The organism is Variovorax paradoxus, assembly GCA_016806145.1.
GTDB lineage: Bacteria > Pseudomonadota > Gammaproteobacteria > Burkholderiales > Burkholderiaceae_C > Variovorax.
In genome coordinates this window covers 1,976,210-1,993,830 of the sequence record CP063167.1, presented here as the reverse complement: position 1 = coordinate 1,993,830, position 17,621 = coordinate 1,976,210, and the positions used below count along the sequence as shown (strand labels likewise).

Here is a 17,621-nt window from a genome sequence, read left to right as displayed (position 1 = left end):
GGAGCCTACCACCATGACCCGCATCTCACGCACCGCGCTGCTGGAGCGCTTCCGCGCCAAGATCGCCTCGGGCCGGCCGCTGATCGGCGGCGGCGCCGGCACCGGCCTGTCGGCCAAGTGCGAGGAAGCCGGCGGCATCGACCTGATCGTGATCTACAACTCGGGCCGCTACCGCATGGCCGGGCGCGGCTCGCTCGCGGGGCTGATGGCCTACGGCAATGCCAACGAGATCGTCTGCGAGATGGCGCGCGAGGTGCTGCCGGTGGTCAAGCACACGCCGGTGCTCGCGGGCGTGAACGGCACCGACCCGTTCATGATCCCCGACGAGTTCCTGCACCGGCTGATCGCGCTGGGCTTCTCGGGCATCCAGAACTTTCCGACCGTGGGCCTGATCGACGGCACCTTCCGCGCCAACCTCGAGGAGACCGGCATGGGCTACGGCCTCGAGGTCGAGCTCGTGGCCCGCGCGCGTGCCCTCGACCTGCTGACCACGCCCTATGTCTTCAGCGAGGCCGATGCGCGCGCCATGGCCGGCGCGGGTGCCGACATCGTGGTCTGCCACCTGGGACTGACCACCGGCGGCGCGATCGGCGCCGAGACGGCGCTCAAGCTCGACGACTGCGTGCCGCTGATCAACCGCTGGGCCGCGGCCGCGCAGGAAGTGAACCCGGGGGTGATCGTGCTCTTTCACGGCGGCCCCATCGCCACGCCGGAGGATGCGCAGTACGTGCTCGCGCGCTGCCCCGCCTGCGACGGCTTCTATGGCGCCAGCTCGATGGAGCGCCTGCCCGCGGAGGTGGCGCTGACCGAGACCACGCGCCGCTTCGTTCAGATCACGCGATAACCAGGAGACGACATCCATGTCAGGTTCTCAATTCGGAAGTTTCATCCTCGGGCTGCTGGTGGTGGCGATCGCGGTCGCGATCGTCGTCTGGCTGCTGCACTGGCTCTACCTGCGCAGCTCCAAGGAACGCGCCTTCGTGCGCACCGGCCTCGGCGGGCAGAAGGTGGTGCTCGACGGCGGCGCCTTCGTGCTGCCGATCGTGCACGACGTGATCCCGGTCAACATGAACACGCTGCGGCTGGAGGTCAGCCGCGGGCGCGACAAGGCACTGATCACCAAGGACCGCATGCGCGTGGACGTGATCGCCGAGTTCTACGTGCGCGTGGCCGCCAGGGCCGAGTCGGTGGCGGTGGCCGCGCAGACGCTGGGCCTGCGCACCATGGAGCCCGAGCAGCTCAAGGAACTGGTCGAGGGCAAGTTCGTCGACGCGCTGCGCACCGCCGCGGCCGAGATGACGATGGAGGAGCTGCACGAGAAGCGCGGCGCCTACGTCAAGCGGGTGCGCGAGGCGGTGGCCGAGGACCTGACCAACAACGGCCTGGAGCTCGAGGCCGCCTCGCTCACGCAGCTCGACCAGACCGGCATGGAGTTCTTCAACCCCAGCAATGCCTTCGACGCCGAGGGCCTGACGCGGCTGACCGAGCAGATCGAGCGCCGCAAGAAGCAGCGCAACGACGTCGAGCAGGACACGCTGATCGCGATCCGCAACAAGAACCTCGAGGCCGAGAAGCTGTCGCTGGAGATCGATCGCGAGAGCGAGCATGCGCGGCTGACGCAGCAGCGCGAGGTCGAGATGGCGCGTTCGCGCCAGCGCGCCGAGGTGGCGATCGAGCGTGCGCAGCGCGAGCAGCATGCCGAGAGTGCGCAGATCGCGGCGCGCCAGAGCATCGATGCCGCGCGCATCCGCTCGGAGCAGACCATCGAGGAGGAGCGCATCGGCAAGGAGCGCGCGATCCAGAGCGCCGAGCTCGAGCGCCGCACCTCGCTCGAGCTGGCCGAGCAGCAGCGCTCGATCGCCGTGGCGCGCGAGAGCAAGGCGCAGAGCGAGGCCCAGGCCGAAGCCGAGGCCGCGCGCGCCCAGGCCGTGACGGCCGAGGAGAAGGTGTTCACGGCACGCGAGGTCGAGAGCGCCGAGCGCAAGAAGACCATCGAGCTGATCGCGGCCGCGCTGATCGCCGAGCGCGAGGCGCTGCGGCTGACCTCCGCGGCCCAGGCCGAGCATGACGCGAGCGCGCACCGCGGCGCCGCGCTGCGTGCCCAGGCCGAGGCCGATGCCGACGCCGAGAAGATCCGCGCCGATGCCACGCGCGTGCGCGCCGAGATCGAGGCCGAGGCCGCACGCTGGATGAACGAGGCGCACAACATGCTCACGCCCGAGGCGCGCATGTCCGCCCTGCGCATGCGGCTGGTGGAGAAGGCCGAGGGCATCATCCGCGAGTCGGTGCGGCCGATGGAGCGCATCGAGGGCATCAAGATCCTGCAGGTCGACGGCTTCGGCGGTTCGTCGGGCGGCGCGCGCAATGCCGAGGGTGGCGGCAACTTCGCCGACGGACTGGTCAATTCCGCGCTGCGCTTCCGGGCCCAGGCGCCGCTGGTCGACCAGCTGCTGCGCGAGATCGGCATCGAGGGCGGCGACATCCAGAAGCTGGTCAACGAGAGCAGCGGCGCGCGTGCCGCGCTGGGCGCCGGCACGCCCAAGGAATAAGGCATGGTGAACGTCTACGTCTCGAGCGTGATCGACGCGAGCGCCGACAACGTGTGGGCGCGCGTGCGCGACTTCAACGGCCTGCCGCAGTGGCATCCGCTGATCGCCGACTGCCGGATCGAGAACAACCAGCCGGCCGACCGCGTGGGCTGCATCCGCCATTTCCACCTGCGTGACGGCGGCATGATCCGCGAACGCCTGCTCGCGCTCTCGGACTACGACTACAGCTGCAGCTACGAGATCCTCGAGAGCCCGATGGGCGTGAGCCACTACACGGCGACGCTCAAGCTCACGCCGGTGACCGACGGCGGGCGCTGCTTCGCCGAATGGAGCGCCGAGTTCGACTGCGAGGAACACCGCGAGCGCGAGCTGGCCGACTCGATCGGCGAGGGCGTGTTCCAGGGCGGCTTCGATGCGCTGAAGCGGCACTTCGGAGGCCGCTGATGCTGCAGCGGGTCGTGCGCTCCACCGTCATCGACGCGCCGATCGAGCGCGTGTGGGCGGTGCTGCGCGACTTCAACAGCCATGCCGACTGGCACGAGGTGGTGGAGGCCAGCCGCATCGAGGGCGACGAGCGCGGCGACCAGGTGGGCTGCGTGCGCAGCTTCACGCTGCGCGACGGCAACCGCATCCGCGAGCAGCTGCTGAGCCTGTCGGACAGCGAAAACAAAAGCACCTACTGCATCGTCGAGGCCACACTGCCGCTGCAGCGCTACGTGGCCACCGTCACCCTGAAGCCCGTGACCGACGGCAACCGCACCTTCTGGCATTGGGAATCGACCTTCGCCACGCCGCCGGGCCGCGAGCGCGAGCTGCGCGACACGGTGGCGCGCGGCGTCTACGAGGCGGGGTTCGCGAACCTGCGGCGCTACCTGGAGCGTGGTGCACCCACGTCATCCGCGGGCATCGCCGCTTCGGCCGCGCTCGCGCTGCCGCGGCGCAGCATGGGCCTCGAAGCCTATGGCGGCCCCGAGGTCCTGCGGCCGCGCGACGACGAAGCGGCGGCGCCTGCCGAGGGCGAGGTGCGCATCCGCCAGCGCGCGATCGGCGTGAACTTCCTCGACGTCTACCTGCGCCGCGGCTGGATGCCGTCGATGCTGCCGGTGTCGGAGGGCGCGCCCGGCGTGCCCGGCATGGAGGCGGCCGGCAGCGTGATCGATGTCGGCCCCGGCGTCAGCGGCCTCTTTCCCGGCGACCGCGTGGCCTACCTCGGGCCCGTGCCCGGCGCCTACCGCAGCGTGCGCTCGGTGCCCGCGGACTGGGTGGTGCGGCTGCCCGCGGCCGTCGAGGACGACGAGGCCGCGGCGCTGCTGCTCAAGGGCCTCACGGCCGACTACCTGCTGCGCGACCTCGGCCGCGTGCAGCGCGGCACGCGCATCCTCGTGCATGCCGCCGCCGGCGGTGTCGGCCTGCTGCTGTGTTCCTGGGCACGCAGCCTCGGCGCGGTGGTGGTGGGCACCGTCTCGAGCGAGGAGAAGGCGCGCGTCGCGCGCGACCATGGCTGCGAGCACGTGATCGTCACGCGCGACTACCGCTTCGCCGATGCGGTGCAGCGCGCCTGCGGCGGCGTCGACGTGCTGGTCGACGGCCTCGGCGAGGCCGCGCGCGCCGAGAACCATGCGGCGCTCGCGCGCCGCGGCCACTGGATCAGCCTCGGCCAGGCCAGCGGCGCGCTGGCCGCGCTGCCGCCCGACCTGCTGATCGCCAAGTCGCTGAGCTTCTCGCGGCCCGTGGTGTTCGACTACGTCGCCACGCCCGCGCAACTGGCCGAGCGCGCGCAGCGCCTGTGGGATGCGCTCGCCAGCGGCGCCATCCGCAAGCCGCCGATCGAACGCTTCGCGCTCGATGCCGCGGCGCGCGCCCATGAACGCCTCGAATCGCGCGCCAGCATCGGCGCATTGGTTCTGCTGGCCTAGGGCCTGTTAACACCATGCAAGGAGAACGCCAGTGATCGTCGGCATGAACCACTTCACCGTCACCGCGGAAGACGAGCGCCAGACGCTGGACTTCTACACCGGCCTGCTCGGCCTGCGCGTGGGCCACCGGCCCGACCTCGGCTTTCCGGGGGCCTGGCTCTACGGCAGCGGGCCGCAGGCCGTGCTGCACCTGTACTTCGGCCGCCCCGTGCCCGCGCAGCGCACCGGCGTGATCGACCACATGGCCTTCACGGCGCAGGACCTGCGCACGGTGAAAGCGCGCTTCGACGCCGCGGGCGTGAAGTACGAACTGCGGCAGCAGGCGGGCGCGGGGACCTGGCAGCTGTTCTGCCACGATCCGAACGGGGCGAAGGTGGAGCTGGATTTCGATCCGGGGGAGACGCTTTAAGGCCACTCGCACGCGATTCCGAAATCGAAGTGCCCGACAGCTTCAGGAAGCATCGTCCTCGTCCTGCCCGAAGCGCCGCGCAACCTCCTCCAGCGTCGGCATGCCCAGGTGCTCGAGGCGGATCGTGAGATCCATGGCGCGCAGGATGTCGAACAACGAGCGGACGGTGATGTCCTCACCCTGCTCCAGACGATAGAGGACATTGCGTGCCCTGCCCGAGTGCGCGGCAATGTCGGTCGCCTTCAGGCGCCTTTCCTTTCGCGCGCGCCGAACGGCTTGGCCGAGTTCGACAGGCAGCCGAATCTTGTCCTGCATACGCCACATCCTTCGAAGAAGTTCGGCGAATGTCCTTTAACCAGGACACTCACCGGAAGTAGCTGGGACTACGGAGCCTCCCCCGCCCCCTTCACCCCCAACGCCTGCGACAGCCGCGCGCAAGCCGCGACCACCTGCCGCCCCAGCGCGTCCACATGCCCCTCGCCGATGCGCGCGGCCGGGCCGAAGATGCCGATCGATCCCGCGACGCCGCGGCCGTTGTAGAACGGCGCGGCCACGGCGACGGCGCCTTCGATCAGCTCGTCGCGGCTGACGGCATAGCCGCGCTCGCGCGTGCGATCGAGTTCGGCGCGCAGCTTCTTGAGGTCGATCTTCAGGTCTTTGGTGTATTGCTCGAGCCGTTCATCGGCCCCGGGCATGAAGGCCAGGATCGCGCGGCCGCTGGCGCCGCGGGCGATGCGCTCGGTGTAGCCGACGCCGCGCTTGAAGTTCAGCGGCTGCGGGCTCGGCATCTCGGCCAGGCACAGGCGCATCTCGCCCTGCGCCACGAACATCGCGACGGTCTCGCGGGTCTCGCTCCACAGCCCGCGCATGATCGATTCGGCCAGCGCCGACAGGTCCAGCGTCTCGGTCCACACATGCGACAGCCGCGCCACCGAGGGCCCGAGGCGGAAACGCTGCGGGTCGCCGACCGAGACGATGAAGCCCTTGGTCTCGAGCGTGTAGAGGATGCGGTAGAGCGTGGGCCGGCTCAGGTCCACGCGCTGCAGCAGCTCGCCGGCGGTGAGCTCGGCGTCGTCCTTGGTGAACGCCAGAAGGATGTCGAGGGCGCGGTTGACCGCGCGCACGTTCTCCGAGTTCTTCTCCTTCGGCTCCATGGCCCCTCCTGTGTTGTCGCTTTGCATCGCGGCATTTTCGCTTCCCGCCCGATCCCCTCCCCCGCGCCGCGCGGACGCGCCGACGCGACCCGATTGCGCGATCGAATCTTGTCCGTATAATGAGCTCACAGTCCACACAACGGACAACAGCACCGACAAGCGATTGGAGACACGATGAACCCCGCCACCCCTTCTCGCCTCCGCGGCCGCTCTCTGCTGGCGGCCGCCGCCCTCTTTCTTGCAGCCCTGGCCGCGCCCGCGCAGGCCGCCTATCCCGACAAGCCGGTGCGCGTGGTGGTCGGCTTCGCACCCGGCGGCACCAACGACATCCTGGCCCGGCTGATCTCGGTCAAGCTCTCGGAGCGGCTCAAGCAGTCCTTCGTGGTCGACAACCGCGCGGGCGCCAACTCGATCATTGCGGCCGAGCTGGTGGCCAAGGCGCCGGCGGACGGCTACACGCTGTTCGTGGCCTCGTCGGGCGCGATGACGGTGAACCCGGCGGTCTACGGCAAGCTGCCCTATGACCCGGTCAAGGACTTCCAGCCGGTGGCGCTGCTGGGCTCGTTCCCGCTGGTGGTGACGACCAACGCCGCGTCGAGCGCCAAGACCATGGCCGAGCTGAAGGCGCTCGCGGCCAAGGCGCCGGCCGGCGGCCTCAACCACGGCGTGGCCTCGTCCTCGTTCCAGCTCGCGGCCGAGCTCTACACGAGCGAGGGCGGCGCGAAGTTCACGCACGTCAACTACAAGGGCACCGGTCCGGTCATCACCGCGCTGCTGGGCAACGAGGTCGACCTCGGCTTCCTCGACATCGCGGCCGTGCTGCCGCAGATCCAGGCCGGCCGGCTCAAGGCCGTGGCCGTGACGACCGCGAAGCGCTCGAGCGTGCTGCCGCATGTGCCGACCATCGCCGAGTCGGGCACGCCCGGCTACGACGTGCCGATCTGGACCGGCCTGGTGGCGCCCGCGGGCACGCCCACCGAGGTGGCGGACCGCATCCGCGCCGCGCTCAAGGAGGTGCTGGCCGAGCCCGACACCGTGAAGAAACTGCAGGCCCTCGGCATGGAGCCGGGCCATGTCGACAGCGCGGCCTTCGGCAGGCAGATCGCCACCGACATCGCGCGCTGGACCGCGCTCGCGAAGAACGCCAACCTCAAGGTCGACTGACCGGCGCACCGAAGGAGCCACCGATGAGCGCCAGCGTCGCGATCACCCTGCTCTTCGCCGATGGCGGCACGCGCCGCGTCGACGCGAATCCCGGCGACACCGTCGTGGCCGCGGCCGCCGAGGCCGGGCTCAATCTGCTCACCGACTGCAGCAATGGCCAGTGCGGCACCTGCACCGCGCAGCTGGTCTGCGGCAGCGTCGAACTCGGCGACTACGACCGCGCCGTGCTGCCCGATGCCGACCGCGCGGACGGCGCCACCTTGTGCTGCGTCTCGCGCGTCACGGCGCAAGACTGCGTGATCGAGCTGCCCTACGACCTCTCCGAGGCCACGGCCGAGGAACCGCCGCCGATCGAAGGCACGGTCAGCGCGCTCGAGCGCGTGGCGCTCGAGACGATGCGGCTCGAGGTCCGCGTCGATGCACCCGTGAGCTTCCAGCCCGGCCAGTACGTGCGCCTGCGCGCCGCGGGCAGCGAGGCCTGGCGCTCCTATTCGATGGCCAATGCCTCGGGCGACAGCACGCTGGTGTTCTACGTGCGGCTGGTCGATGGCGGCGCCTTCTCGAGCTGGCTCGCGCAGTCGGCCACGGTCGGCGCCACGCTCGAACTCAGCGAGCCGCGCGGCAGCTTCTTCCTGCGCCAGGAACCGCGGCCGCGCCTGTTCGTGGCCGGCGGCACCGGGCTCGCGCCCTTCCTCTCGATGCTCGAGGCGATCGCTGCGCGCGAAGGCGCGGCGATGCAGCCGACCACGCTGCTGCTCGGCGTGCGCAGCGGCGCCCACCTGTTCGCGCTCGAGCGCATCGAACAGTTCAAGCAACGGCTACCGGCGCTCGAGGTACGGCTGGCCGCCGAGGCCGAGCCCGGCGACGCCTGCCACGGCGGCTATGCCACCGACCTGATCGGCACGCTCGCGCTCGATCCCGCCACGCGCATCTACCTGTGCGGCCCGCCGCCGATGGTCGAGGCCGGCCGCAGCGCCGCGGCCTCGGCCGGCCTGGCCCGCGCCGACATGCTCTGCGAACGCTTCAACTGAAGCGCCGCTCTCCGATTCCCCACCCGACGCACACGACGACAAGGACGCAACGAATGACGACGACGACACCGATGGTCTATCACCGGATGGTCGACCTCAAGCAGGGCACGATCAGCCGCGAGATTTTCTCGAGCAAGGACGTCTACGAGGAAGAGCTCGAGAAGGTGTTCACGCGCGCCTGGCTCTTCGTGGGCCACGAGAGCCAGATCCCCAAGCCCGGCGACTACTTCACCTCGCGCATGGGCGCGGAGTCGGTGATCCTCACGCGCGACAAGAAGAACAAGGTGCACGTGTTCCTCAACTCCTGCCGCCACCGCGGCATGAAGGTGTGCCAGTACGACCACGGCAACACGCAGCTCTTCACCTGCCCCTATCACAGCTGGAGCTACACCACCGAGGGCAAGCTGTTCGGCGTGCCGCAGTTCAAGGCCATCTACGACGGCTGCCTCGAGAAGGAGAACTGGTCGCTGATCGAGGTCGCGCAGCTCGCGATCTACAAGGGCACGGTGTGGGCCACCTGGGACAAGGACGCGCCCGACTTCCTCACCTACCTGGGCGACGCGCGCGCGCACCTCGACCTCGCGCTCGACTGCCGCGACGGCCGCGAGGGCGGCTCCGAAGTGCTGGTGGGCGTGCAGAAATGGGTGATCCCCTGCAACTGGAAATTCGCGGCCGAGAATTTCCTCGGCGACACCTATCACAACGTGAGCCACCGCTCGGTCGACCTGATCGGCATCGGCCCGAGCGCCGAGGTCGGCGTGAAGGGCCGGCGCGACAACGAGCTCGAGTACGCGCAGCACCTGTGGGTGAACTTCCCCGCCGGCCACGGCGTGCACAGCGCGCTGCTGCCGGAAGACACGCCCTTCGTCGACACCTACAAGAACAACCCGGTGATCGCCGAGTACTTCCGCCATTGCCACGAGGAGCGCAAGCGCCGGCTCGGCGCCGAGAAGAACCGGCTGGTGCCCTTCGTCGGCACCATCTATCCGAACACCTCGTTCCACGGCAAGCAGCCGCGCAACCTCTGCGTGTGGCATCCCAACGGTCCGGAGTCGACCGAGGCCTGGCGCTTCTTCCTGGTCGACGCCGACGCGCCGCAGGAGGTGAAGGACTTCCTGCGCACCTACTACATGCGCTATTCGGGCCCGGCCGGCATGACCGAGCAGGACGACATGGAGAACTGGAACTACGCCACCGCCGGCAGCCGCGGCACCATCGCCAAGCGCTATCCCTACAACTACCAGCAGTCGATGGGCAAGGTCACGACCGAGGGCCCGGTGCCCGGCAACGTGAGCCTGCAGGTCAGCGAGGAGAACCCGCGCCAGTTCTACCGCCGCTGGCGCGACTACATGGACGGCGCCGACTGGGACACGCTGCTGGGCCGCCACGACACCGGCGCGGCGAGCTTCGCCGGATGACGGCCGCAGAAATGGCAGGCATGGCGCACCAGCCCGTCACCCTCGTCACCGGCGGCACCTTCGGCCTCGGCGAAGCCATCGCGCTCGAACTGGCCCGGCGCGGCCACCGCGTGCTGGCCTTCGGGCTCGCGCAGCCGCAGGTCTCGAGCACCGCGCAGGGCCTCGAGGGCGTGCGCGCCGCGGCCGAGGCCGCGGGCCTCGCGGAGCGCATCGAGGTGCTCGAGGCCGATGTCTCCAGCGCCGCCGACGTCGAGCGCGTGGTCGAACGCGCGCTGTCGCGCTTCGGCCGCATCGACGGCCTGGTCAACAACGCCGCCATCGGCCCGCTCGGCACGGTGCTCGACACCAGCGAGGAGATGTTCGACCGCATCCTGGCCGTCAACGTGAAGGGCGTGTACCTCGCCTCGCGCGCCGTCATCCCGGCGATGGCCGCGCAGGGCGGCGGCTCGATCGTCAACATCGGCTCGGGCGCCGGCCACGGCAAGCCCAACATGGCGGCCTACGCGGCCAGCAAGGGCGCGGTGCTCGCGCTCACCACCGCGATGGCCTACGACCACTTCCACCAGCGCATCCGCGTGAACCTCGCGATTCCCGGCGGCGGCGGCATCGTCTCGGGCATGAGCGTGGGCCGCGTGGGCGGCGACGCCGCGCTGTTCGCGGGCCGCAAGGTCGCGGGCACGGTGGCGGGCCGCCCGGCCACCGGGCGCGACCTGGCCAACGCCGTGGCCTTCCTGCTGTCCGACGACGCCGCCACCGTCTCGGGCACGGTGGTCGACGTCGGCTGCTTCGCGAACCAGGGCGGACCGATCCCGCCCGCACCGAATTCCTGACCGCATCTCCCACGAAGGACGCATCGATGACCGAGACCCTCACCGAACCGACCGCCGTCGCCAGCCCGCCGCCGAGGCCGCCGCGCGACGCGCGCTACTACGAACTCAAGCGCGAGATCGAGGAGTTCCTCTACGACGAGGCCGAGATGCTCGACCAGCGACGCTTTCGCGAATGGCTGGACACGCTGGCCGAGGACCTCGTGTACTTCATGCCGATGATGTTCAACGTCAAGTTCGGCCAGCACGAGACGCGTGAGAAGACCCGCTACGAGAAGGACATGAGCTGGTTCAACGAGGGCAAGTGGACCCTGACCAAGCGCGCCGAGCAGATCCTCACCGGCGTGCACTGGGCCGAGGAGCCGCTGTCGCGGCTGTGCCGCCTCGTCACCAACGTGCAACTCACCGCGATCGAAGAGAACGCGGCCGGCCAGCAGGAGGTGTCGGTGCTCAGCGGCTTCCTGATCTACCAGAACCGCTGCGAGCACGAGGAGTACTACTTCGCCGGCAAGCGCAGCGACGTGCTGCGGCGCGTGGACGGCCGGTGGCAGCTCGCGCGGCGCGAGATCCGGCTCGGCCAGAACGTGCTGCTGGCCAAGAACCTCACCATGTTCTTCTGAGGCCCGCCCATGCTGAACATCATGCACCTCGAGCCGGGCCGCCGGCTCGAACTGCGCAGCGGCGCCATCGGCGAGATCGTCGAGAACATGGGCGACGGCATCTGGGTGCAGCTGCGCATCCTGAGCGCGCCGCGCGGCGACTTCGCCGCGGGCGACGAAGAGCTGATCCATTGCGAGGACATCAAGGACCTCGCGCCCGACTGACATCGACACGCGGCGGGCAGGACCGGGCCGTCGAAGCCCGGCCGTCCGCCGACGACATCCAGAACCCACGGAGACAAGCCCCATGAAGATCCTTTCGACGCGCTTCAACGCGCGTGCGCTCGCGAGCGCCGCCCTCGCGCTTTGCGCCTTCGCCGCCACGGCGCAGCCCTTTCCCTCCAAACCGGTGACGCTGGTCGTGCCCTTCGCGCCCGGCGCCTCGGCCGACGGCATCGCGCGCATCGTCGGGCGCGAGCTCTCGGCCTCGCTCGGCCAGCCCGTGGTGGTCGACAACAAGCCCGGCGGCGGCGGCGCCACCGGCCTGATCGGCGTGGCGAAGTCCGCGCCCGACGGCTACACCATCGGCATGGGCGCCACCGGCGCGATCGTGGTCAATCCGAACCTGCCCGATGCCGCGCCGCTCAAGCCGCAGGAGCAGCTCGCGCCGGTCGCGAAGGTGGCCGACATCCCGCTGGTGCTGGTGGCCGGCGCGAAGACCGGGTTGCGCGACCTGCGCGGCTTCATCGAGAAGGCGCGCGCCACGCCCGAGGGAACGAGCTACGGCACCACCGGCCAGTACACGGCGCAGCACCTCGCGGGCGAACTGCTGGCCAGCATGGCGAAGCTCAAGCTGGTCGCCGTGCCCTACCGCGGCAGCGGCCCCGCGGTGACCGACCTGCTCGGCGGCCAGTTGCCGGTGGCGGTGGTCGACCTGACCTCGGCCTATCCGCACATCAAGAGCGGCGCGCTGGTGGCGCTCGGCGTGACCAGCGCCACGCGCAGCGCGGTGGCGCCCGAGATTCCGACCCTCGCCGAGGGCGGCGTGCCCGGCTACTCGGCCACCGCGTGGATGGGCCTGTTCGCGCCCGCCAAGGCACCGCCCGAGGCGATCGAGAAGCTCGCGGGCGCGATCCAGGCCGTGGTCGCCAAGCCCGAGGTGCAGTCGCAGATCGTCGGCCTCGCGGCCGAACCGCGCTACCTCGGTCCGGCCGGCTTCAAGAGCTTCATCCATGCCGAGTCGGACAAGTGGGCGGGCGTGATCGCCTCCATTCCCGCGCCGCAGAAGTAGCCCGCCAAGGAGACGCCATGAACCGCATCAAGAAGCTCGCGAGCCTGCTCGGCCTGGCCGTGCTGGCCGGTGCCAGCACCGCCGCGCCCTGGGCGCCCACCAAGCCGGTGCGCATCATCGTGCCGATCACCGGCAGCACCAACGACACGGTGGCGCGGCTGGTGCAGCCGAAGCTGCAGGAGGCACTGGGCCAGCCGGTGATCGTCGAGAACCGGCCCGGCGCGGGCGGCAACATCGGCGCCGACTACGTCGCCAAGTCGCCGCCCGACGGCCACACGCTGCTGGTGGGCTACAACGGGCCGATCGCGATCAACGCCACGCTGTTCCGCAAGATGCCCTTCGATCCGCGCAAGGACCTCGCGCCGATCACGCTGGCCGTGACCTCGCCGCAGTACCTCGTGGTCAATGCCGACCTGCCCGCGAAGACGCCAGCCGAGTTCGTGGCGCTGGCCAAGGCGCGCAAGGGCGGGCTGTCGTATGCCTCGGTGGCGGTGGGCAGCGCCTCGCACCTCACGATGGAGATGCTGAAGTCGGCCGCGCAGGTCGACATCACGCACGTGCCGTACAAGGGCGCGGGGCCGGCGCTGGTCGACCTGGTGGCCGGCAACGTGCAGAGCGCCTTCCTGGTGCCGGGCAACGTGCAGCAGTTCGTCAAGGACGGCCGGCTGCGTGTGATCGCAACCACGGGCGACAAGCGCTTCGCGAACGTGCCCGAGGTGCCAACGATGGTCGAGTCGGGCTACCCCGATTTCGTCGCCACCTCATGGGTCGGCTTCCTCGCGCCCGGCGGCACGCCGCGGCCCGTGATCGACCGGCTCAATGCCGAGATCGTGAAGATCGTGCGCTCGCCCGAGATCAGCGCGAAACTCCGGGAGCTGGAATTCGACGTGGTGGCCGGCTCGCCCGAGGATTTCTCGCGCTGGATCGACAAGGAAGTGGACCGCTGGGGCCGCGTCATCAAGTCCACCGGCGCCACCGTCGACTGACCGGCACACCCCTCACGATCCGAACGAAGAACCCAGGAGACACACGAATGACGATGGATGCGGCCTCGGCCCCACCCGCTCCCCCCGCGCCGGCCGGCATGCCGGCCGCCGAATGGACTGCCCGGCTCGACCTGGCCTGCTGCTACCGGCTGTTCGACCACCTCGGCTGGACCGAGCTGATCTTCAACCACATCACGCTGCGCGTGGACGAGGCCGGCGAGGGATCGGAAGCGCGCTACCTGATCAACCCCTTCGGCCTGCACTACGCCGAGGTCACGCCGCAGAATCTGATCTGCACCGACATCGGCGGCAACTCGCAAAGCGAGAGCGCCTACACCGTCAACAAGGCGGGCTTCGTGATCCACAGCGCGGTGCATGCCGCGCGGCCCGATGCGCACTGCGTCATGCACGTGCACACCACCGCGGGCTGCGCCGTCGCGTCGAAGGAAGAGGGCCTGCGCCACGACAACTTCTACAGCGCGATGATGTACGGCGACGTGGCCTACCACGACTACGAGGGCGTGACCACGAACCTCGACGAGCAGCCGCGGCTGGTGCGCTCGCTCGGCCAGGCCAACCACCTGATCCTGCGCAACCACGGGCTGCTGACCGCGGGTCCCGACATCCCGACCGCCTTCAACCGGCTGTGGACCCTGCAGCGCGCCTGCGAGATCCAGCTCGCGTCCGATGCCGGCCGCGGAGCCAACCGCGCCATTCCCGCCGAGATCCTCGAGACCGTGCCGGCCACGCGCGTCGCGGGGCGCGGCCCCGTCAACCGGCTGGTGTTCGAGGCCATGCTGCGGCGCGCTGGCATCTCGCGCGCGATGTTCGCCTGAGCCCGGGTTAGTTCCCGAAGTGCGCCGCGAGCGCAAGGTCCGCAGCGGACCTCGCCTCGGCCACGGCCGTTTCGCCCAGTCCCGTGCCCTGCACCGAGAAGAAGTGCAACTCGGTGAGCCCGATGCTGCCGAGGATCGCGCGCAGGTAGGGCGTGAGGAAATCGGGCTGCCGCGCGCGCTCGCCCGAGAAGCGGCCACCCGAGGCGATCGCGATGAACACGGGCCGGTCGCGCAGCATGCCGACCTTGCCTTCGGGCGTCATGCGAAAGGTGCGGCGCGCGCGCACCACGTGGTCGATCCAGGCCTTGAGCACCGAGGGCAGGCTCAGGTTGTGCATCGGCGTGCCGATGACCACCACGTCGGCCTTCTCGAGTTCCTCGATCAGGACATCGGAAGTCGCGACCGCGCCCCGCGGCGCGACCTCGGCCGTGGCCGAATGCTGTCCAAGCGCGTAGTTGGCGTCGATGTGCGCGAGGCCGCCGTCGCCGATCGCGCGCCGCACGAGCCGCGCCGCGGGCGCCTGCCTGCGAAGGTGTTCGACGATCCCGTGCGAGAGCCGGCGGCTCTCGGAGTCTTGCCCGCGCGGGCTGCAGTCCAGGTGCAGGATGTTCATCGTTCGCTCCCCATGATGTGATGCCGGCGATTCTAGGAATTGCATGGCCTGCCATGAAGAGCCATGAATCGACTTCTCGAATGGGCCATGATCGATGGCCCGGTGCTACGATCCCGCGCACCTTCCTCTCTCCTCGAGCACGCCATGGCCGCAGGGACCCTCGCCCATCTCTCGCCGCTGGACCCGAAGTCGCCGGAGCCCTACTACCGGCAGATCTACGGGCGCTTCCGCAACGCGATCGCGAGCGGCACGCTGAACCCCGGCGACCGCATCCCCTCGGCGCGCGCGCTCACGCAGGAACTCGGCCTGGCGCGCGGCACCATCGATGCCGCCTACGGCCTGCTCGCGGCCGAGGGCTACATCCAGGCGCGCGGACAGGCGGGCACGATGGTGTCGCCGAGCCTGCGCCCGCGCATGCCGGTCGCGCGCGAGCAGCCGGTGGCGGCAACCCCCTACACGCCGAGCTTCCGGCCCGATTCGATCCTGCCGTTCCAGATGGGCCTGCCCGCGCTCGACGTCTTTCCGCGCAAGATCTGGGCACGGCTTGGCGCACGCGCCGCGCGCGCGATGCAGCCGATCGACATGACGCATCCGGCCGTGCCGGGCCTGCCCGCGCTGCGCGCCGGGATCGCCGCCTATCTGCATGTGTCGCGCGGCATCGACTGCGCGCCCTCGCAGGTCTTCCTCACCTCGGGCTACCGCCACACGCTCGAGCTGGTCGCGCAGGCGCTGCTCAAGCCCGCCGACCGCGTGTGGTTCGAGAACCCTGGCTATCCGCCCACGCGCGAACTGCTGGCCGCGATGCGTCTGGCGGGCGTGGCGGTGCCGGTGGACGCCGAGGGCTTGGTGGTGGCCGAGGGCCTGCGGCTGGCCCCGAAGGCGCGTGCCGCGGTGGTCACGCCCGCACACCAGAGCCCGCTGTGCGTCTCGCTGTCGCTGCCGCGCCGGCTCGCGCTGCTCGACTGGGCCCGGCGCAACCAGTCGTGGATCGTCGAGGACGACTACGACGGCGAGTACCGCTATGCCAGCCGTCCGCTGCCCGCGCTCAAGAGCCTGGACCGCGACGGCCGCGTGATCTATGCCGGCACCTTCAGCAAGGTGCTGTTTCCGAGCCTGCGGCTGGCCTACCTCGTCGTGCCCGAGGCGCAGGTCGAGCGCTTCGAACGGACCCAGGCCATGTTCGCGGGCGGCAGCCCGCAGCTCACGCAGGCCATCGTCGCCGACTTCATCGCCGAAGGGCATTTCGCGCGCCACATCCAGCGCATGCGCAGGCTCTATGCCGAGCGCCGCGACGCGACCCGCATCGGCCTCGAGCGCGTGCTCGGCGCCAAGGTGCGCATCGACGAACAGCCCGGCGGCATGCACCTGATCCTGCGGCTGCAGGGCCGGCGCTCCGACCGCAGGCTGGTCGCGCGCATGCGCGAGGAAGGCCTGTTCGCGGAGGCGCTGAGCGACTGGGCCGTCGACCGGGACATCGCGCCCGCGCTGATGGTGGCCTTCACGAACATCGATTCCACCGCCACGGCCGAGAGGCTCGCACGCCGGATCCTGCCGTTGATGTGAAGCGCCTAGGCCGGATCATGGCCTAGAACGCAAGGCCAATCATGGCTCTTCTGAAGTAGACCAAGCCGGAGCACCATACGGTTCTTCATTCAACGCACATTGCTTCCAGAGGATCCGTCATGACCCATCGCATCGACTACGCCAAGGTTTCGCCCGAAGGCTACAAGGCCTTCGGCGGGGTGTACGCCGCGCTCCAGAAGAGCGGCCTGCCCAAGGAACTGGTCGACCTCGTCTACCTGCGCGTCTCGCAGATCAACGGCTGCGCCTACTGCATCGACATGCATTCGCGCGACCTGCTCAAGGGCGGCCTCGCCGTCGACAAGCTGGTGCTGGTGCCGGTGTGGCACGAGGCCGGCGCCGTGTTCAGCGCGCGCGAACGCGCAGCGCTGGCCTGGTCGGAATCGGTGACGCGCGTGGCCGACACCGGCGTGCCCGATGCCGACTACCAGGCCGCCAGCGCCGAATTCAGCGAGAAGGAACTGGTCGACCTGACCTATGCCATCGGCCTGATGAACGCCTTCAACCGCCTCGGCGTGACCTTCCGCGCCACGCCGGCGGCAGCCGCGGCCGCCGCCAAGGCCTGAGCGTGGCCTGGACCCTGCTCGGCATCGCCGGGCTGCTGGAGATCGCCTTCGCCTTCGCGATGAAGTCCTCCGAGGGCTTCACGCGGCTGGTGCCGGCCCTGTTCACGGTCGCCACGGGGCTGTCGAGCGTGGTGCTGCTGTCGTTCTCGATGCGCACCCTGCCCATGGGCACCGGCTACGCGGTCTGGACCGGCATCGGCGCGGCGGGCACCGCGATCGTCGGCGTGCTCGCGCTCGGCGATTCGGCGGCGCCGCTGCGGCTGCTGTGCATCGGCCTGATCCTCGCGGGCGTGATCGGGCTCAAGCTGGTCGCCACCGATTGAGCAGGCCGCCGCCAGCCGCAGGAGGCATCCAGTTACATGCGCCATCGGCGCCGTCCGACGTGCCCTCCCCGGCGCCCCTCGCGATCATTGCGGCCATATTCCTGGAGGTTCCCAAATGGCTGTGGCGCAAAAGAACTGGATCGCGGATGGCGGCGGCCACAAGGAGGCTTCGCTCGCCACATGGACCGTGCTCGTGTCGCTGGTGGTGGTGGTCGTCACCATGGCCTGCCTCTACCTCGCGGTGCAGCGCGAGCGGGCGGCCGTGGCGCAGTCACCCGCGTCGGCCGTGTCGGTGCAGACGCAACCCGAAGAGATTTCGCTGGCGAGCATGCCGGTCGGGCTGGCGAAGTAAGGCCAG

The 17,621-nt window shown here is 70.1% G+C and carries 21 protein-coding genes; 18 read left to right on the top strand and 3 right to left on the bottom strand.

The features are described 5' to 3' along the window. Window positions 1-13: 13 nt before the first annotated feature. Genes INQ48_40440 through INQ48_40420 form a run of 5 tightly spaced genes read left to right on the top strand, consistent with a single transcriptional unit; the run spans window position 14 to window position 4,874 of the window. The gene (locus INQ48_40440) at window positions 14-844 is read left to right on the top strand and encodes a phosphoenolpyruvate hydrolase family protein (GenBank protein ID QRF61636.1); all 831 of its coding nucleotides are present in this window, start codon (window positions 14-16) and stop codon (window positions 842-844) included. A 16-nt stretch (window positions 845-860) separates the two neighbouring features. After that, the gene (locus tag INQ48_40435) at window positions 861-2,549 is read left to right on the top strand and encodes a flotillin family protein (protein QRF61635.1); all 1,689 of its coding nucleotides are present in this window, start codon (window positions 861-863) and stop codon (window positions 2,547-2,549) included. Window positions 2,550-2,552: 3 nt separating this feature from the next. Further along, window positions 2,553-2,993, top strand: a complete 441-nt coding sequence (locus INQ48_40430) for an SRPBCC family protein (protein QRF61634.1) — start codon at window positions 2,553-2,555, stop codon at window positions 2,991-2,993. Further along, entirely contained in the window at window positions 2,993-4,465 is a 1,473-nt protein-coding gene (locus tag INQ48_40425; GenBank protein QRF61633.1) for an SRPBCC family protein, read from the top strand. The genes INQ48_40430 and INQ48_40425 overlap by 1 nt, the downstream gene beginning before the upstream one ends. Window positions 4,466-4,508: 43 nt before the next feature. After that, the gene (locus tag INQ48_40420; GenBank protein ID QRF63184.1) at window positions 4,509-4,874 is read left to right on the top strand and encodes a VOC family protein; all 366 of its coding nucleotides are present in this window, start codon (window positions 4,509-4,511) and stop codon (window positions 4,872-4,874) included. Window positions 4,875-4,916: 42 nt separating this feature from the next. Here INQ48_40420 and INQ48_40415 read toward each other — a convergent pair whose 3' ends face one another. Continuing rightward, window positions 4,917-5,198, bottom strand: coding sequence for a helix-turn-helix transcriptional regulator (locus INQ48_40415; protein ID QRF61632.1), 282 nt, complete (start codon window positions 5,196-5,198; stop codon window positions 4,917-4,919). A 59-nt stretch (window positions 5,199-5,257) separates the two neighbouring features. Further along, a complete protein-coding gene (locus INQ48_40410; GenBank protein ID QRF61631.1) occupies window positions 5,258-6,028 on the bottom strand; it encodes an IclR family transcriptional regulator in 771 nt (256 codons plus the stop codon). Between the two features lie 174 nt (window positions 6,029-6,202). Here INQ48_40410 and INQ48_40405 point away from each other — a divergent pair, with 174 nt between their 5' ends. The 9 genes from INQ48_40405 to INQ48_40365 all read left to right on the top strand — a co-directional run bounded on the left by INQ48_40405 (window position 6,203) and on the right by INQ48_40365 (window position 14,180). After that, a complete protein-coding gene (locus INQ48_40405; GenBank protein QRF61630.1) occupies window positions 6,203-7,192 on the top strand; it encodes a tripartite tricarboxylate transporter substrate binding protein in 990 nt (329 codons plus the stop codon). A 23-nt stretch (window positions 7,193-7,215) separates the two neighbouring features. Further along, complete coding sequence (locus INQ48_40400; GenBank protein QRF61629.1) at window positions 7,216-8,223, top strand: 2Fe-2S iron-sulfur cluster binding domain-containing protein; 1,008 nt, start codon at window positions 7,216-7,218, stop codon at window positions 8,221-8,223. A 53-nt stretch (window positions 8,224-8,276) separates the two neighbouring features. After that, on the top strand, window positions 8,277-9,641 hold the full coding sequence (locus INQ48_40395) for an aromatic ring-hydroxylating dioxygenase subunit alpha (protein QRF61628.1): 1,365 nt from the start codon (window positions 8,277-8,279) through the stop codon (window positions 9,639-9,641). An 11-nt stretch (window positions 9,642-9,652) separates the two neighbouring features. Beyond that, window positions 9,653-10,471, top strand: coding sequence for an SDR family oxidoreductase (locus INQ48_40390; protein ID QRF63183.1), 819 nt, complete (start codon window positions 9,653-9,655; stop codon window positions 10,469-10,471). A 26-nt stretch (window positions 10,472-10,497) separates the two neighbouring features. Then, entirely contained in the window at window positions 10,498-11,088 is a 591-nt protein-coding gene (locus INQ48_40385; protein QRF61627.1) for a 3-phenylpropionate/cinnamic acid dioxygenase subunit beta, read from the top strand. A 9-nt stretch (window positions 11,089-11,097) separates the two neighbouring features. Beyond that, window positions 11,098-11,292 (top strand): hypothetical protein, encoded by a 195-nt coding sequence (locus INQ48_40380; protein ID QRF61626.1) that lies wholly within the window; start codon window positions 11,098-11,100, stop codon window positions 11,290-11,292. A gap of 82 nt (window positions 11,293-11,374) precedes the next feature. Then, entirely contained in the window at window positions 11,375-12,358 is a 984-nt protein-coding gene (locus INQ48_40375; GenBank protein ID QRF61625.1) for a hypothetical protein, read from the top strand. A gap of 17 nt (window positions 12,359-12,375) precedes the next feature. Further along, window positions 12,376-13,344 carry a tripartite tricarboxylate transporter substrate binding protein gene (locus tag INQ48_40370; GenBank protein QRF61624.1) on the top strand — a complete coding sequence of 323 codons (969 nt, stop codon included), beginning with the start codon at window positions 12,376-12,378 and terminating at the stop codon, window positions 13,342-13,344. Between the two features lie 53 nt (window positions 13,345-13,397). Beyond that, window positions 13,398-14,180, top strand: coding sequence for a class II aldolase/adducin family protein (locus INQ48_40365; protein ID QRF63182.1), 783 nt, complete (start codon window positions 13,398-13,400; stop codon window positions 14,178-14,180). A 7-nt stretch (window positions 14,181-14,187) separates the two neighbouring features. Here INQ48_40365 and INQ48_40360 read toward each other — a convergent pair whose 3' ends face one another. Beyond that, window positions 14,188-14,793 (bottom strand): NAD(P)H-dependent oxidoreductase, encoded by a 606-nt coding sequence (locus INQ48_40360; protein QRF61623.1) that lies wholly within the window; start codon window positions 14,791-14,793, stop codon window positions 14,188-14,190. Window positions 14,794-14,937: 144 nt separating this feature from the next. Between INQ48_40360 and INQ48_40355 the strand changes: the two genes are divergently transcribed. From INQ48_40355 to INQ48_40340, 4 genes are all read left to right on the top strand, one after another. Beyond that, a complete protein-coding gene (locus tag INQ48_40355; GenBank protein QRF61622.1) occupies window positions 14,938-16,356 on the top strand; it encodes a PLP-dependent aminotransferase family protein in 1,419 nt (472 codons plus the stop codon). 119 nt (window positions 16,357-16,475) lie between these two features. Further along, the gene (locus tag INQ48_40350) at window positions 16,476-16,940 is read left to right on the top strand and encodes a carboxymuconolactone decarboxylase family protein (GenBank protein QRF61621.1); all 465 of its coding nucleotides are present in this window, start codon (window positions 16,476-16,478) and stop codon (window positions 16,938-16,940) included. A 2-nt stretch (window positions 16,941-16,942) separates the two neighbouring features. After that, the gene (locus tag INQ48_40345; GenBank protein QRF61620.1) at window positions 16,943-17,263 is read left to right on the top strand and encodes a QacE family quaternary ammonium compound efflux SMR transporter; all 321 of its coding nucleotides are present in this window, start codon (window positions 16,943-16,945) and stop codon (window positions 17,261-17,263) included. Window positions 17,264-17,378: 115 nt separating this feature from the next. Continuing rightward, window positions 17,379-17,615: a hypothetical protein gene (locus INQ48_40340; GenBank protein QRF61619.1), complete on the top strand. Its 237-nt coding sequence runs from the start codon at window positions 17,379-17,381 to the stop codon at window positions 17,613-17,615. The last annotated feature ends 6 nt before the right edge of the window (window positions 17,616-17,621 follow it).

What these genes read in the sequence shown, in the direction of transcription:
- INQ48_40440 (QRF61636.1), top strand. Translation starts at nt 14, where the DNA reads ATGACCCGCATCTCACGCACCGCGCTGCTGGAGCGCTTCCGCGCCAAG.
- INQ48_40435 (QRF61635.1), top strand. Translation starts at nt 861, where the DNA reads ATGTCAGGTTCTCAATTCGGAAGTTTCATCCTCGGGCTGCTGGTGGTG.
- INQ48_40430 (QRF61634.1), top strand. Translation starts at nt 2,553, where the DNA reads ATGGTGAACGTCTACGTCTCGAGCGTGATCGACGCGAGCGCCGACAAC.
- INQ48_40425 (QRF61633.1), top strand. Translation starts at nt 2,993, where the DNA reads ATGCTGCAGCGGGTCGTGCGCTCCACCGTCATCGACGCGCCGATCGAG.
- INQ48_40420 (QRF63184.1), top strand. Translation starts at nt 4,509, where the DNA reads ATGAACCACTTCACCGTCACCGCGGAAGACGAGCGCCAGACGCTGGAC.
- INQ48_40415 (QRF61632.1), bottom strand. Translation starts at nt 5,198, where the DNA reads ATGTGGCGTATGCAGGACAAGATTCGGCTGCCTGTCGAACTCGGCCAA.
- INQ48_40410 (QRF61631.1), bottom strand. Translation starts at nt 6,028, where the DNA reads ATGGAGCCGAAGGAGAAGAACTCGGAGAACGTGCGCGCGGTCAACCGC.
- INQ48_40405 (QRF61630.1), top strand. Translation starts at nt 6,203, where the DNA reads ATGAACCCCGCCACCCCTTCTCGCCTCCGCGGCCGCTCTCTGCTGGCG.
- INQ48_40400 (QRF61629.1), top strand. Translation starts at nt 7,216, where the DNA reads ATGAGCGCCAGCGTCGCGATCACCCTGCTCTTCGCCGATGGCGGCACG.
- INQ48_40395 (QRF61628.1), top strand. Translation starts at nt 8,277, where the DNA reads ATGACGACGACGACACCGATGGTCTATCACCGGATGGTCGACCTCAAG.
- INQ48_40390 (QRF63183.1), top strand. Translation starts at nt 9,653, where the DNA reads ATGGCAGGCATGGCGCACCAGCCCGTCACCCTCGTCACCGGCGGCACC.
- INQ48_40385 (QRF61627.1), top strand. Translation starts at nt 10,498, where the DNA reads ATGACCGAGACCCTCACCGAACCGACCGCCGTCGCCAGCCCGCCGCCG.
- INQ48_40380 (QRF61626.1), top strand. Translation starts at nt 11,098, where the DNA reads ATGCTGAACATCATGCACCTCGAGCCGGGCCGCCGGCTCGAACTGCGC.
- INQ48_40375 (QRF61625.1), top strand. Translation starts at nt 11,375, where the DNA reads ATGAAGATCCTTTCGACGCGCTTCAACGCGCGTGCGCTCGCGAGCGCC.
- INQ48_40370 (QRF61624.1), top strand. Translation starts at nt 12,376, where the DNA reads ATGAACCGCATCAAGAAGCTCGCGAGCCTGCTCGGCCTGGCCGTGCTG.
- INQ48_40365 (QRF63182.1), top strand. Translation starts at nt 13,398, where the DNA reads ATGGATGCGGCCTCGGCCCCACCCGCTCCCCCCGCGCCGGCCGGCATG.
- INQ48_40360 (QRF61623.1), bottom strand. Translation starts at nt 14,793, where the DNA reads ATGAACATCCTGCACCTGGACTGCAGCCCGCGCGGGCAAGACTCCGAG.
- INQ48_40355 (QRF61622.1), top strand. Translation starts at nt 14,938, where the DNA reads ATGGCCGCAGGGACCCTCGCCCATCTCTCGCCGCTGGACCCGAAGTCG.
- INQ48_40350 (QRF61621.1), top strand. Translation starts at nt 16,476, where the DNA reads ATGACCCATCGCATCGACTACGCCAAGGTTTCGCCCGAAGGCTACAAG.
- INQ48_40340 (QRF61619.1), top strand. Translation starts at nt 17,379, where the DNA reads ATGGCTGTGGCGCAAAAGAACTGGATCGCGGATGGCGGCGGCCACAAG.